The sequence below is a fragment of the Chryseobacterium vietnamense genome (assembly GCF_031454475.1).
Taxonomy (GTDB): domain Bacteria; phylum Bacteroidota; class Bacteroidia; order Flavobacteriales; family Weeksellaceae; genus Chryseobacterium; species Chryseobacterium vietnamense.
Window position 1 is genome coordinate 16358 of the sequence record NZ_JAVDQX010000004.1, and the last position, 15343, is coordinate 31700.

General features: G+C 36.8%; 13 protein-coding genes. 7 read left to right on the forward strand and 6 right to left on the reverse strand.

What is annotated here, in order from left to right:
* The first annotated feature begins 166 nt into the window (after positions 1-166).
* The 4 genes from J2786_RS17205 to J2786_RS17220 all read left to right on the forward strand — a co-directional run bounded on the left by J2786_RS17205 (position 167) and on the right by J2786_RS17220 (position 3596).
* Positions 167-1234: a sensor histidine kinase gene (locus J2786_RS17205; protein ID WP_310026029.1), complete on the forward strand. Its 1068-nt coding sequence runs from the start codon at positions 167-169 to the stop codon at positions 1232-1234.
* On the forward strand, positions 1227-1916 hold the full coding sequence (locus tag J2786_RS17210) for a LytR/AlgR family response regulator transcription factor (RefSeq protein ID WP_052187101.1): 690 nt from the start codon (positions 1227-1229) through the stop codon (positions 1914-1916). Before J2786_RS17205 ends, J2786_RS17210 begins: the two co-directional genes overlap by 8 nt.
* Before the next feature lie 343 nt (positions 1917-2259).
* Complete coding sequence (locus tag J2786_RS17215) at positions 2260-2820, forward strand: hypothetical protein (RefSeq protein WP_047433700.1); 561 nt, start codon at positions 2260-2262, stop codon at positions 2818-2820.
* An 80-nt stretch (positions 2821-2900) separates the two neighbouring features.
* Complete coding sequence (locus tag J2786_RS17220; RefSeq protein WP_047433701.1) at positions 2901-3596, forward strand: ABC transporter ATP-binding protein; 696 nt, start codon at positions 2901-2903, stop codon at positions 3594-3596.
* Between the two features lie 74 nt (positions 3597-3670).
* Here J2786_RS17220 and J2786_RS17225 read toward each other — a convergent pair whose 3' ends face one another.
* Complete coding sequence (locus J2786_RS17225; protein ID WP_047433702.1) at positions 3671-5608, reverse strand: SPFH domain-containing protein; 1938 nt, start codon at positions 5606-5608, stop codon at positions 3671-3673.
* A 442-nt stretch (positions 5609-6050) separates the two neighbouring features.
* On the opposite strand from J2786_RS17225, the gene J2786_RS17230 reads away from it, so the two are divergent.
* A complete protein-coding gene (locus tag J2786_RS17230) occupies positions 6051-6488 on the forward strand; it encodes a hypothetical protein (RefSeq protein ID WP_052187102.1) in 438 nt (145 codons plus the stop codon).
* A 123-nt stretch (positions 6489-6611) separates the two neighbouring features.
* On the opposite strand, the gene J2786_RS17235 is transcribed toward J2786_RS17230, so the two are convergent.
* From J2786_RS17235 to J2786_RS17245, 3 genes are all read right to left on the reverse strand, one after another.
* Complete coding sequence (locus J2786_RS17235; RefSeq protein ID WP_047433703.1) at positions 6612-7412, reverse strand: patatin-like phospholipase family protein; 801 nt, start codon at positions 7410-7412, stop codon at positions 6612-6614.
* Between the two features lie 262 nt (positions 7413-7674).
* On the reverse strand, positions 7675-9063 hold the full coding sequence (gene lpdA, locus J2786_RS17240) for a dihydrolipoyl dehydrogenase (protein WP_047378183.1): 1389 nt from the start codon (positions 9061-9063) through the stop codon (positions 7675-7677).
* A gap of 227 nt (positions 9064-9290) precedes the next feature.
* Positions 9291-9554 (reverse strand): hypothetical protein, encoded by a 264-nt coding sequence (locus J2786_RS17245; RefSeq protein ID WP_226798667.1) that lies wholly within the window; start codon positions 9552-9554, stop codon positions 9291-9293.
* A gap of 189 nt (positions 9555-9743) precedes the next feature.
* On the opposite strand from J2786_RS17245, the gene J2786_RS17250 reads away from it, so the two are divergent.
* Both J2786_RS17250 and J2786_RS17255 read left to right on the forward strand, forming a co-directional pair.
* Complete coding sequence (locus J2786_RS17250) at positions 9744-10130, forward strand: hypothetical protein (protein WP_047433705.1); 387 nt, start codon at positions 9744-9746, stop codon at positions 10128-10130.
* A gap of 123 nt (positions 10131-10253) precedes the next feature.
* A complete protein-coding gene (locus tag J2786_RS17255; protein WP_047433706.1) occupies positions 10254-11141 on the forward strand; it encodes a hypothetical protein in 888 nt (295 codons plus the stop codon).
* Positions 11142-11194: 53 nt separating this feature from the next.
* Here J2786_RS17255 and J2786_RS17260 read toward each other — a convergent pair whose 3' ends face one another.
* Positions 11195-13858: a beta-glucosidase gene (locus J2786_RS17260; RefSeq protein ID WP_047433707.1), complete on the reverse strand. Its 2664-nt coding sequence runs from the start codon at positions 13856-13858 to the stop codon at positions 11195-11197.
* Entirely contained in the window at positions 13858-15300 is a 1443-nt protein-coding gene (locus tag J2786_RS17265; RefSeq protein WP_047433708.1) for an alpha-L-fucosidase, read from the reverse strand. The genes J2786_RS17260 and J2786_RS17265 overlap by 1 nt, the downstream gene beginning before the upstream one ends.
* Between the last annotated feature and the right edge of the window lie 43 nt (positions 15301-15343).

Genomic DNA, 15343 nt, shown 5'->3' on the forward strand with positions numbered 1-15343 from the left:
AATGTTGATAAATTTTAGCCTTCCTGCAGATATAGAATCCAGACAGCATCTTATTCGGTATCGATAGCAGAATATGCAGTTGAACCTGTGAATGATGTAATCTGTCATGATTTTAAAGGTGTTGACATAACATTTCTCTGATGTTCCATAAGATTTTCTATTTTTGATGATGATGAAAACCACGTCAGAAACTCAAATCAGACACAATCTATACTTCCAGCTGCTCTTCTGGACGGCTTTATTTTTATTCGGAACGGTAAAAATGTATGGAGAATATAATAATGAAGTTTCCAAAGGATTGATTATTTATAATTTTTGCCACTGGATTTTCCAGATTGCCGGAGCCAATTTTATTTATTTTGTTCTGATCCGTCATTTTTTTGATCAGAAAAAGTATATCGAATTAATACTGTCTATTCTTCTCAGCCTTTATATTATTTCTGTCATTAACCGGTTTTTTATCGTTTATATTGCTGAGCCTCTCTTCATCAATGAACTGAAAGACACCCCTTTTGAAATTTTAACAGATATTCCTTACCTGCTGCTTCATTATACCTTTCCGATTATCAGCGGTGCCTTTATCTTTATCTCAATCATGTTTATCATACGGTATAAGGATGAAAAAGAACATAGCATCAAACTGCAGAAGGAAAAGATGGAACTTGAACTGCAATCTCTCAAATCCCAGCTCAATCCTCACTTTCTCTTTAATACTCTGAATAATATTTATTCTCTGTCCATCAGTCATTCTGATAAAACGTCTCAATCAATCAGCCAGCTTTCAGATATTCTGGATTATATTTTATACAAAGGGCAGAAAAAATGGGTGCAGGCTTCTGATGAATTGGAAATTATTGATCATTATATTGCTTTGGAAAGCCTCAGATATCATGAAGAGAGGTTAAGAATTCAGAAATTTAGCAAGATAAATTCTCACAACACTATTCCTCCGCTGCTGTATCTTACTTTGGTAGAAAATGCTTTCAAACATGGTGCTGGAAATAACTCCGCAACCACAGAAATAAAAATTGCAATCGAAACCAATCACCAGCATTCTGTTTTTACCATTGAAAATACGTTTTCAGACCACCAGACGAACAATGAAAAAGGAATAGGACTGCAAAACATAAAAAGACAGCTTCAATATCATTATCAGGAACATTTTACCTTTCGGATCTCACAGGAAAACAATATTTTTAAAGTTGAAATAACAACGCCTTCTCATTATGATTAACTGTATTATTGTGGATGATGAACCTCTGGCAGCAGCATTACTGGAAAATCATATCTCAAAAATTGATCATCTCAAGCTTATAGGAAAAGCCCAAAATGCAATAGAGGCTTATAAAATTCTGCAAAATCAATCTGTTGATCTGATGTTTCTTGATATTCAGATGCCCCATCTCAATGGAATTGATTTTCTGAAGTCGTTGCCACAAAAACCCAAAACTATTTTCACCACAGCCTATCGGGATTTTGCTATCGAGGGGTTTGAACTTGAAGCGGTGGATTATCTCCTTAAACCGATTACTTTTGAACGTTTTTTCAAAGCCGTGGAACGCCTGTTGAGAAATACAGCGGCTAAAGATGATTTCATCCTTGTTAAAACAGAAGGAATGCACAGAAAGTTTTCCGTTTCGGAAATCGTATATTTTGAGAGCCAGGGAAATGATATCAAAGTTGTGCTCACACAGGAAAGTTTTACAGCAAAAAATAAAATCACAGATTTGGAGAAAATTCTCTCTGGTAAAGGCTTTATAAGAATCCACAGATCTTTTATCATTAATACTTCTTTTGTGACTGCTTTTAGTAATAATGAATTGGTTGTCAATAAATATCAGATTCCGGTAGGAAGAAGTTACAAAAAGGAGTTCGATATCTTTGTAGCAGCCCTTTCTAAAAACAAACTGTTATAATTCTTTTATATTAATTCACAAAAGTACATTTTTAACATTTATTTTAAATTAATTTTAAATCCTCCCAGACTTAGGTTTCATACAATCTGTTTATCAATATCTTACAACAGATTAAGAATTAAAAAGATGGTTTATACTGAAATCACAGCACTTTCATAAAAGGGAAACAAACTCATGATTCACAATCCTTTATATAAACAATGAAGTCCATAGTATCAGCAGACGATCTCTTATAAATATTAAAAAAAAGTGTTACTTTTGCTTTAACGAATTAAAATTGCTTTTTAGCTTTTTTATGAGTAAATTTATGTGCACCAAGTTATAAAACATTAAAATTCATTCCATGAGAAAAATAATTCTACTTATTACATGTATGTTCGGTATTTCTGTTTTCTCACAGATCAAAGTGTTGAAAAATGAAAGTTTGGTGGAAATTGGTAAAGATAATTCCGTTGGTCTATATAAAAAGGAAGATAAATTTACAGTTAACTACCAGGATCTGAACACCAGCAACCTGAATACCATCCGATCTTTTTCATTCCAGAACCTTAATGGTGACGTGGCAGGATTATATAAACTTATTATGGATGGTTTTGTTTCCACTCCGGAAGAAAATGTTGTATTGGAACTGCCTAATGATATCATAGAACTTCATTATGAAAAGAACTACGGGCAGCAAACCATGCAGTTTATTCAGGTGATCAACAAGAACCGAAAATACATTGGAAAATCACAGTTTTTAACCCAAAAACAGGTGGATAAAATTTTTGGAAGAACCAATGGAAAATATGCCATGTATGACAAACCCGCTTCTGTAAACCCGGCATTGAATAAAGGAAACGGAAGTACAGCCTCTACAGCGACTCCTGCATCAGGCGGAGCCAAGAAAAAATCAAGAAAATAATTATATTTTATAAATATTGCGAAACTCATTCAATAGAATGAGTTTTTTTATTTTATTTTTGCAGAAAGATCGTAAAACTTATGCCGCTTCAGATAATCAATTTAACCAAAAAATTTGGTGAACAGACTGCCCTTGACAACATCAACATTTCTATTGATAAAAATGAGATCATTGGTCTTCTTGGCCCGAACGGTGCCGGAAAATCTACCCTGATGAAATCTATTGTCGGTGCACTGAAAATTGACCAGGGAGAAATTATTTTCAATGGGATGAATATTGCTGATCATGAGATCGAAAGCAAAAAGAAAATTGGTTTTCTTCCTGAAAATAACCCACTTTATCTGGAAATGTATGTGAAAGAATACCTTCAGTTTGTTGCCAATATTCACAAAATCTCTGAATCGAGAGTAGATGAAGTGATCGAACTGGTAGGCATCACTCCTGAAAAATCTAAAAAAATCGGGCAGTTGTCCAAAGGATATAAACAACGTGTTGGCCTTGCACAGGCTATTATTCATCAGCCGGATTTACTGATTCTGGATGAACCTACCAATGGTCTGGATCCTAATCAGATCATTGAAATCCGTAATGTGGTGAAAGAAATCGGACAGCAAAAAACGGTTTTACTATCAACTCACATCATGCAGGAAGTGGAAGCGCTGTGCTCAAGAGTCATTCTTATCCATAAAGGAAATATTCTTCAGGACTGCCCTATTGATGAGTTTAAAGGAAAATTTGAAAGCCTTGAAGATGCTTTTGCAAGTTATACCGCATAAAGAATTGAAAGACGCCCGAAAATATTTTTCGGGCGTCTTTCAATTCTTAATAATATGCCTCTATTTTCTATAATTTAAGAATTATTATCTGTTTTTTCTTCCGTTGCAGAAACTGTCTCCACATTTTTCTTTTGCACCTGTTCCAACAGCTGAAGTCCTAAAAGCCCACTGATTCCTCCATTCGCTAAATCTCCACCTCCTCCGATTAATACTTCAGGCATTATTCTTACATTCTGGCTGGCTATATTTTCCATGATTTTTAATTGGGTAAAATTATTTCCACCCATTGCTTCTACAGATAATTTGTAAGATTCCGCATTCGATTTACCAATGGCCAGAATTCTTTCGGCTTCCGCATTACCAGTTAATGAAATCTGCTCAGCATCTGCTTTGGCCAGCAATTCTATTTTTTCGGCTTCGGCTTTGGCAAGAAGTCTTGTTTTCTCAGCCTCGCCGGTTGCCAGCAGCTTCAGTCTGTCTCCTTCTGCGTTGGCCTGCAATCTTACAGAATTGGCGTCTCCGGTTGCTTTTTTCACCGATGCATCCGCTATTCTTTCTGCAATCACAACACCCTGATCTGCTTTTACAATTTCTTTCTGCATATCAGCAACAGCCGTTTCTTTTTCCAGCGCCTGACGGGTTTCCTGAGCCAGCATTTCCGTTTCATAAGTTATTTTCTGCTCTTCCGCCAGTTTTCTGTCTGTTAAGGTCTTCATTAAACTTTCCGGTGGTACAATCGCTCCTATCAGCGTATCAACAGCGTTCACATTATACTGTTCCAAAACACTGCTGATATGGTCTTTGGCCGACTGTTGTCTTTCTTTTCGGGTTCCTAAAAATGCAATCACATCACTGTCCTGGGCTGAGTTTCTGAAATAATTCCCAATGGTTGGCTCTAAAACCTGACTGACAAGATTGATCATATTCCCAAAACGGGCGATTACTTTTGGAGCTTCATAAGTTGGGATATGAATGATTTGCGAAACATCAAGATTGAAAGGGAAACCATCTTTACTTCGTACCGTAATGGTTGAAAGGTTCTTATCAAGCTGGTGGGATTCACTTCTTTCATAAGCCCAGTTCAGGACCAAATTGGTGGTTGGAACAAGCTCAACTTTCATAATATAAGGGTTGATAGGATATTTTCCTGGACCAATGGGTTCCGCCCAAACCCCTTTATGGCCTTTCTCAACAATATTTCCATGTTTAAAATCTACTCCGCTGAGGTCTTTTCCTTCTTCTCCAACATAACTGATGATTACACCAACATGGCCAATCGGAATTTCCGTCATTTTTACCATTTCAACTTTCGTAAACCAGGGATTCAGAAAATAAGACCCTGCAAGGATTACCTGTTCCTGTAGGCCTTTATATCCTCCGTTATTTAAAAAAGTGTCCACATCCTGAAACTTATTATGATCATTGATAATTTTACCTGCAATCTGACCTTCTTCCAGAGGACTTCCTTCCATTGTTGTGATAATTCCGACTGCATTATCAGGAATCTGAGTCATATCCGTTAATTCTATTTCAAACAATAAGGTATTGATCCTGTAAGATCCCGGTGCAATAATCGCGGTCTGACGGCCTTTTCTGCCTCCGTTTTTTAAAAAAGCTTCTGCATCCTGAAAAGAATCACAGTCCACTTTTCTGGCTAAAATTCTTCCGGTTTCCAGTTCTATACCATCTTTTGCAAGCAACAAGCCTATTTTTCCGGTCGGAATCACGGTAAAAGATTGAAAATCGATGGAATACTGCCAGATCCACTTCCCAAAATAAACACCCGGAGCTAATGTCTGGGCCTGAAAACCTGCTTCACCGTTGGTTGCGATAATTCGTCCTTCCGGAAGTTCCTGCTTTCCTACCAGTACAAATTTTTTGGTCACCAAACCAATTTTGTCCTGGGGAACAATGATCAATCCAAAGAAAATTCTTAAAATGAATTTGTAAAAAAGTATGCACAACAGTGCAAGTACGGCCGGAACCATCCAGCCATGAAAACTTAATTCCATAGTTTGTTTTTGTTTTTTGATTAAATTTTAAAACAGGGATTGCGCTCTGCTATTCAGAATATGAAAAAGCAGGGTATGAATTATGATAATTCTTTCGAAAAAATTAAGAAATTATAGGAGGAGATGTATTAAAAATCGTGAAGATGATTTCTGATACTTTTAATAGGAAAAACTTAAAGTTAATTAGTTTCATTTTGATCATAAAGGAACGAGATCCTTTTGTTGATACAAATGTACATAAGAAAAGTAATCGGTTGTTTCAGAATCTGACAATATTTTACCAATTAAATAATAATCAGTTGAAAATCAGCATCATTATTTTCTAAAAACGGGTATTCAGGAGTTGTAAAAATCTAATTTTCAGCATTATATATTTATTTTCTAAATTGAAAATGGCGTTATATTTGATAGAATCTAAAATGTTAAACAATAACCACTTCATATGATAAAGCAAATTTTATTAGGAACTTTTTGTCTGGCTCAGTTTTCTTTTGTTAATGCCAAAGAAGTTCCGAATCCGAAAACCGATGGTTTTATAACGGCTTCTGCCTTTCAACAGGTCCCGAAGACTGTCATTATTAAAACGAAAAAGTTTAAAATCCGAATTGATAAACAACCCAATGGTAAGTACCTTTATCAATCATGGAATACCAACACAAAGATTACAGCGAAACCAAGTATGATCATCAGCGATGGTGAACTGATTCCTGACGGTACCGGAGGCAACTATTACATCAACTTCAATAATGAGGGACACAGCTATCAGATCTGGAGAAATTACCTTACAGATTCTCCGAAAAAAGCACCTTATACTTTGGTTGTAAATGATGCTAACGACCGTGAAATCGTTCGCCAGGACGGGTATGTAGTGAAAAATTAGAATGAAGTAAAGGCTGGAAGCTGGATGAGAGAAGATTAAAGTTGTCTTTGATAATTTAGCTTATAAGTGATAATCATTTCCTCCAGATAAAAAATGAAATCCTGCCTATTGATGCAGGATTTTTTATGTTCCGGATTGTCTTAATTCTGTAAAAAATGTACTTTCTTCGTAGCTTTCTTTAGCTGCTTTGTAACCGATATTGAAAATTTCTTCCAAGCGGTCTTTTCTACGTTCAAAAGTTCCGTAGGAAGACAGTTTCTGGGAAGAAATAAACCAGTCACAATAGTCAAATTTTATCTTTTCTATTCTGTAGGAAAGAAGATCATAAGAACGGGAAACGATTGCTTTAATAGAGTTCAGATCCTTAATCTTTGCTTCATTGGGCGGAGATACAAATACCCCGATCAGCTTATCGCAATCATCTCTGATGATATCTGCAGGAAAGTTATTCAGTACGCCACCGTCACAATACATTTCGTCTCCAATGATATAAGGAGTGGTAATTCCCGGAATGGAACATGACGCAATAATGGCATCTACAATCTCGAAATCTTTGTCAAAAATCTTCTGGGTTCCGGCAACCAATTCGGTCGCTACAATTTTCACTTCGATATCAAGATCGCCTAATTTCATTTCGTGAAAAATAGGTTTCAGATAATTCCTGAAAATCACTGAAGACACAAGTCCCGGTTGGTTGAAAGTAAAGTGTTTCCAATTGAAGAAATACACAGAATTGAAAAATTCCAGAATTTCATCCGGAGTTTTTCCGATGGCATGAAGGCAGCCTACGATAGATCCTGCGCTGCAGCAGGAAAGGATATCTATCTCAATACCTTTTTCCTGTAAGAATTTTAAAACTCCTGCATGAGCGATTCCTTTGGTACCGCCTCCTGATAAAACAAGTCCTACTCTCTCAAAATTCATTGAATAAATGTAAGAAAACAGTCTGAAATAATTAAGTTAATTTTTATAAATATGGTGATTTTAAAATTATTTTAATAAAATCTGCTGTATATAAGCTAATACTTTAGCCGAAGTCTTCTAAGAAAAATAGAGAATGAACAATAAACCTAACAGGTTTTTGAAACCTGTTAGGTTTAATTTACACATATTTCTTTGCAACATCAACAAAAAAAAGCCCGGATTTCTCCGGGCTTGTATACTATAGATTTCTGTATATCTCAGATTAAATGTGAATCACTTCACCGTAAGCAGCAGCTGCTGCTTCCATAATAGCTTCAGAAACTGTTGGGTGCGGGTGGATAGACTTGATGATCTCATGACCTGTAGTTTCCAGTTTTCTGGCTACAACAGCTTCAGCAACCATATCAGTTACTCCTTCACCAATCATGTGGCATCCTAACCACTCACCATATTTAGCATCGAAGATTACTTTGATAAATCCGTCTGTATTTCCGTTTGCAGTAGCTTTACCACTTGCAGAAAGAGGGAATTTACCAACTTTGATTTCGTATCCTTTTTCTTTAGCCTGCTTTTCAGTAAGACCTACAGAAGCTACTTCAGGGTGGCAGTATGTACATCCTGGAATATTGCCATAGTCGATTTTTTCAACGTGCATTCCTTTGATTTTTTCCACACAAGTAATTCCTTCTGCAGAAGCAACGTGAGCTAAAGCCTGAGTTGGGATGATATCTCCGATTGCATAGTAACCAGGTACTGAAGTTTCGTACCATTCGTTTACCAATACTCTTCCTTTGTCTGTCTGAATTCCTACTTCTTCTAATCCGATGTTCTCGATATTAGCAGCAATACCTACCGCAGATAATAAGATATCAGCTTCAAGGGTAATGTTTCCGTTAGCTGTTTTCACAGTAGCTTTTACGCCTTCACCGCTTGTATCAACACTTTCTACAGAAGCGTTTGTCATAATCTCGATTCCTGTCTTTTTCAGAGATTTCTCCAAGTGTTTAGAGATTTCTTCGTCTTCTACAGGTACGATGTTTGGCATAAATTCAACAACAGTTACTTTAGTTCCCATTGTGTTATAGAAGTCAGCAAATTCTACCCCAATAGCTCCGGAACCTACAACGATCATAGATTTTGGCTGCTCAGGAAGAGATAATGCCTGTCTGTATCCGATTACTTTTTTACCATCCTGTGGTAAGTTTGGTAATTCTCTTGAACGAGCTCCTGTAGCGATAATGATATGAGTACCTGTGTATTCAGTTACTTTTCCTTCTTTATCTGTAACAGAAACTTTTTTACCTTTCTGTACTTTTGCAGTACCAAGAATTACGTCAATCTTATTCTTTTTCATCAAGAATTCGATTCCTTTGCTCATTTTGCTGGCAACACCACGGCTTCTCTGAATCACATTCGGGAATTCAAAGCTTGCCTCCACTTTATTCAAACCATAATCTTCAGCATGGTTGATATAATGAAAAACCTGAGCAGATTTCAATAAAGCTTTAGTTGGAATACATCCCCAGTTCAGGCAGATTCCTCCTAAGTTTTCTTTTTCGATAATTGCGGTTTTGAAACCTAATTGCGCTGCTCTGATCGCAGTAACATATCCACCAGGACCACTTCCAATGACAATAATATCGTAATTCATTACTTTAAAAATTTTTATGCGAATTTAAGGAAAAATATTGGATGTTTTGTGTTTCTTCAAACTGATCTCAAAATGCATCAGCAACGCCATTTTTATTCAATTTTAAACAAAGAAAGAGAACACAAACGTATTCTCTTTCAATAATCTTTACTTTCCATTGAAAATTTATCAAAACTCAACGGATAAAAAACGGTTTTTCCAATTCCAGTAATTGCAAAACTATGGTATTATTTTGCCTCTCTAAGCAATCGTTTTTCAGTTGCATATCTTTGATTTAAGGCTTTCATCTGATCTCTCTTCATCTGTTTGGTAGCAAGCGGATGATTAAGAATAAGTTTTTTCTCAAGATTGTATTTTTTGGTAAGCTCTTGCATCTTAATATTGACCAGCTCGTTTTTTGAAGGATGTGGAGGTGCAGGTGGATGTTTCTGCGCAGAAACATTCATAGATAAACCTAATAACAATACTGTTGAAATTAATAACTTTTTCATAATGTTCATATTTTTGAATGGTTTCAATTAATTCAATATTATTTAATGAAATTCATTCCGGTTCATGGTAAATATTACATATATCATACCAAGATTTTACAGAAAAGAAAAATCTATAATGTATGTATCATTGTTTATTAAATGATGCTCTATTTTTCATATATTTATTACTCTTTTAGATAAGCACTTATGAAGACTTCCGGGAAAAAAACTCATCTGACCAAAGACAATATGTGGTTGAAAGAACCGGAAGATCATGACTTTCCTGCAGCCCAGGACTATCTTGAACTGCTTTTCCAGTCTGATGAAGCACAAAAAATGGTAAAAAAATTAAAGGCAGCTCCTACCATTATCAAAAAGTCGAAAGATATTTTAAGAGCCAGTAAACTTACCCTGCTTCCGGAAACTAATATTCATGTGAAAGAAAATCTTAAAAAAGTAGAAAAAAACAAGAAGCTTTCTCCGATATTGCTTGTCAGAGGGCAAAATGAACTGATCATTGCGGATGGATACCACCGTCTTTGCTGCAGCTATTATCTTACCGAAGATTTGGAGGTTTCTTGCAGATTGATTTAAGTAATTTCCAAGAATAACTCCTATCACTCCCATATGATTTATTTAAAAATGATTTAAAATATTCATTCTCAAATGATTTTAAGTTGTTTTTTTTATATTTTTGTTTTAATTAAATTATACAATATGAAAAAATACATTTCGATCCTTTTATTTGCAACTGTTCCCTTAACTGCACAAGTAGGTATTAATACTACAACACCTAACAGTACGCTTGCCGTCAACGGTTCTTTAAGGGCCGGCTATACTCAGGTTACAGCCACCTCCTATAATATCCTGGCTACAGATCATTACATTACCTATAACGGAACTGCAGATGCCACGTTTACCCTTCCTGTCATCGGAACCGGAACAGCGAGCTACACCGGAAGAATTTATAAGATTAAAAACATTTCCCCGAATGCCATTACGCTACAGGCTTCCAGTGGAAATACTTTGAGAATTGACAATACTCCTGTTGCTTCTTTTGTAATCCCTACAGGAGCATATGCTGAAGTTGTCAACAACAGCAATACTTCTGGGGGAACGTGGGACCTGTCTTTCACAGTTCTGCCAAAACCAAGCAACGTGGAAATTTATGGTACACAGCTTTTCATTCCTCCTCATGCACTTGGAACAGCAGCTCTTTCCGACTGGAACAATCATACTAATGCTGGCTATGATTCAGGTACTGCTACTGACAGATGGTGGATCATAAGTAAAGCATCTGTGGACAGAGCCCAAACTGCGGCCTACTCCAATGCAAGCAGAATGACCCTAGTTTATGAATACCAGGGTACTCCTTTCAATGTTACCAATATGTATCCTATCCTTACTGCAGGAAACAACTCAAGTTTCCCGGATGTATTTACAGCATCTTTTGTAAGTCTGGCCAATAATGGTACAGGTGGTAGAACCAGGCTTACCGTATCTGTTGCCCGTGTAGACTTTATCGGTACAAATGGTGCCACGACCAATAACAGTAACTGGGCAGGAACATTCTTACTGAACGTTCTGCTGGCAAGAAAGTATTAAATATCTTCAATATATACGTAAAAAGAGCAGAAAAGTCTGCTCTTTTTTAATGTCTATAAAATCTCAATATTTTGTTTTAAAGGGAGGTTCTTGGAGGAATTACCAACCATAATTCTGTATATTCCTTTTTCTACAATCCAGTCCATTTTTTCATTTAAAAACTGTAATTGTTTTACCGGAACTTCTATAGTAACAGATTTTGATTCTCCCGGCTTTAATTCTACTTTCTGAAATCCTTTGAGCTCAATAACCGGTCTCGAAACTGAAGCCAATACGTCTTTTACATACAGTTGAACGACTTCACTTCCGGTTTTCGAACCTGTATTTTTCACATTGACTTTAGCTATAATGGTTTCATTTTCTGAATACCGGGTTTTGCTCAATTGCAGTTCAGAAATTTCAAAAGAGGTATAACTCAGTCCGAAACCAAACGGATATAAGGGCTCTCCACTCAGATCATGGTAATCATTTCCTCTTCCTGTTGGATGATGATTATAAGTTAAAGGTAACTGACCTTCCTGAGCAGGAAAAGTTACTGGCAGTTTTCCGGATGGATTTTCAGTTCCGAAAAGCGTTTTTGCCACCGCATTACCACCTTCTTCACCGGGATACCAAACGTCTAAGATGGCTCCTACTTTATCTTTCCAGGATGTTGTTTTTATGGCAGAGCCACCTATGAGAACAACAGCTACAGGTTTCTTCAGTTTTGAAATCTCGTGAATGAACGTTTCCTGATTTCCGGGTAAGCTGAGTGATGACCTGTCCTGAAATTCACCTTCATGAATTCCGGCTGTAATAAGAATGTAATCTGCATTTTGGGCAAGATCCAAAGCTTCCTTAAAATCCTTCTGATAATCATACAAACCATAGTTCCAGATCAATTCCAGATTGGCTTCGCCACGATTTTCATGAAATTCGATCTTGATGTCATATTTTTTCCCTTTAATAAAATCTATATCAACTGTTTTTGTAGAATAACTCAGTTTTTCCCATTGATCAATGACTAATTTCCCATCCAGATATAACCTGAAACCGTCATTTCCACGTAAGCCTATCTGGTGTTTTCCGGAATCCGGGGCTTCCAATTTTCCGGTCCAACGAATACTATAATGATCCGACTGCAATTTTTCCGGATCAGGAGAATATAAAGTCCATTTGAAATTCAGCTGTTCATCCTGCCTTCCGAAAGCCGGATCTCCTTTTAAATCCGTATTGGAAAAATAGTTTCCTGCTAGCCCTTTTTTGTTTTCAAAGGATAAATATTCATTGGAAATGGTGACGAAATCTTTTATATTCCAATCAATTCCTTTTGAATACACAACTTCAGTAGCTGTATTTTTCACATAATTTTTAAGACCATCCAGGATATTTACTTTTTTGTTCCCAGGCCCCGAGTACCCGCCTAATCTTGCATCCACAGCATCTGTTCCTACCACCAAAATCTTTTTAACATTTGAAGGAACAGGAAGTGTATGATTAGTATTCTGAAGCAAAACAAAAGACTCTGCCGCAGCTTTTTCTGCCAAAGTCTTGTGATTGAGTTTTTTTAATTCTTCAATTTCCTTAGCAGAAACATAGGGATTTTCAAATAATCCAAGTTCAAATTTGGCTCTTAATACTCTTGAGACGGCATCATCAATTCTTTCTTTTGAGATTCTTCCGTCCAAAAAAGGTGGAATAAACAGTTGATAGTGTTTATATTCCGTCTGAAAAATCACATCAAGCCCGGCATTGATAGCCTGTGCAGAAGCATCATCATAATCTTTTGCTGTAAAATGGAGAACATTGGCTCCTCCTACCGCACTTGCATCACTGATAACAAATCCTTTGAAATTCCAGTCTTTTTTTAATTTTTCGGTCAGTAACCAATGACTGGCAGTTGAAGGTCTTCCATCAAGCAAATTATAAGAAGTCATTACAGAACGGCTTTTTCCTTTTGTAAAAGCATTGTGAAAAGGAATTAAATGGGTTTCTGCCAGATATCTTTTGCTCCAATGAATAGGGTAAGAATCTTTTCCTCCCTCTCCTACATTGGCTAAAAAGTGTTTAGGCGTAGTAATAATTCCCATATTTTCAAATGACCTGACAAAGCTGACTCCCATCACGGAGGTCAAAAATGGATCTTCACCATAGGTTTCCTCTGTTCTTCCCCATCTTACATCGCTGGCAAGGTTTACTACCGGTGTAAGAATCTGACGAATTCCCCTCAATTTTGATTCTCTGGCAATAGCTGTTGAAACTTTGGTCATTAATTCCGGATTAAAAGTAGCTGCCAGCCCTATTGCCTGCGGAAAAGCGGTAGCACCTTCCCGAACCAGTCCGTGTAAAGCTTCATCAAAAGGAATAATAGGAATTCCTAATCTTGATTCTTCCACAAAATATTTTTGAATGGCGTTGATCTTTTGCACCAGTATTCCTGCATCTTCACTGGCATTGTATTTCAGTAATTGCCCTGCTGCTCCGTCTCCCTGATTGCCTGCGCTTACCTGCAATCCGAAAATTCCGTGGGAATATTGTCCTTTCGGAACGTTATCCAGATCTCCCGGAATCATAAAGCACTGCCAGAATTTTTCTTCCGGAGTCATTCTCTTCAGCAGATCCTGAACTCTGGCTTCAATGGGCTGCCTGGGATCTTTATATAAAGGTTTTTGAGCAAAAATAATCACAACATTCAACAATAATGCTGCTCCAGCAAGTTTAAAACAAACAGATCTCATTATTGAACGATTTGAATTACAGTTGAATATTTTAACTGATCTCTTTCTTTCGGTAAATTAACTTCAATTGAATTCCCTGATTTTTTCCATTGAATTTTGTTTGACAAGCCTAAAACTTTCAAAGATTTTGGTTTAAAATGATCAGGAATGGTAAAACTTAATGTTGATGGAGACTCATAATTTGCTTTTTCATCCAAGTGAAAAATATTCACTGTTTTTCCATCTTTGCTTTGGGTGTAATAATAGTTTCCTTCATGGTAGGGAGCAATGCTTCTGGTGGCAAAAACAGCGGACTGATTTTTTTCCATCCAGCCGGAAATCTGCTGTAATCTTTCGTATACAATGGCATCATAATCTCCGTTAGGTCCGGGAGCAATATTCATCAGGTAATTTCCTCCTCTTGAAATGATTTTAACCAGTGTTTCAATGATCTTTTGAGAGGTTTTATAATTATCATTGGGAACGTAAGAAAAGGAATCTCCCATGGTAATACAGCTTTCCCACGGAATAGAAAGAGCGTGCTCCGGAACTGCCTGCTCGGGAGTGACATAGTTTTCCCACTTTCCGGAAACCGTACGGTCGACAATGATAATCCCCGGCTGATTTTTTCTTGCCATTGTTCCTATTTTATCCATATCAATATCCTGCTCTACTTTTATGGTGCGCTGCCACTCTACTTTTGGATCTATGGTGTGAAAAGGACGTACCCAACCGCCATCCAGCCACAGAATATCAATTTTCCCATAATTGGAAGTAATTTCATTTAGCTGATTGAAGGTGAATTTTTTAAAGTTCTCCCATCTTTCCGGATATTTCTTCGGATCGTAATTGACATTTCTGTCTTTGGGTGGAAAGTAAGACCACCAATAATCATCGGAATGCCAATCAGGCTTTGAAAAATAAGCTCCGATTTTAAATCCTTCTTTTCTGAATGTATTGAAAATTTCTTTCGTCACATCAGATTTTGGATTTTTTGAAAAAGGGGTTTTGGGAGAGGTAATCTTATAATCCGACTGCTGAGTATCAAACATTGCAAAACCATCGTGATGCTTGGTGGTAAAAACCACATATTTCATTCCTGCCTTTTTTACGGCATCAGCCCATTTTTGCGGATTAAACCGGGTTGGATTGAAAGTGGTCTGAAGATTCTCATAATTCTTCACATATTCGTAGTAAGATTTTCCGTGCTCGGATTTTCTCTGTGTCCATGATTCATCTTCAGGGCATAAGCTCCAGCTTTCAACAATTCCCCATTGGCTGTAGGTTCCCCAATGCATAAACAACCCGAATTTCATATCCTGCCATTGCTCCAGATTCTGCACGACCAAGGGGTCTGTAGGCTTCTGATAGCCTTCGGATACATTATGAGCCTGTGAAAAAGCAATTGAACTTATTAAAAAGGATGAAAGAAAAAAGGGTTTTATTTTGGATATAACCAGCATAAGGAATAGTTTTCCGCTAATTTAATTATCCTTTGGGAAACCC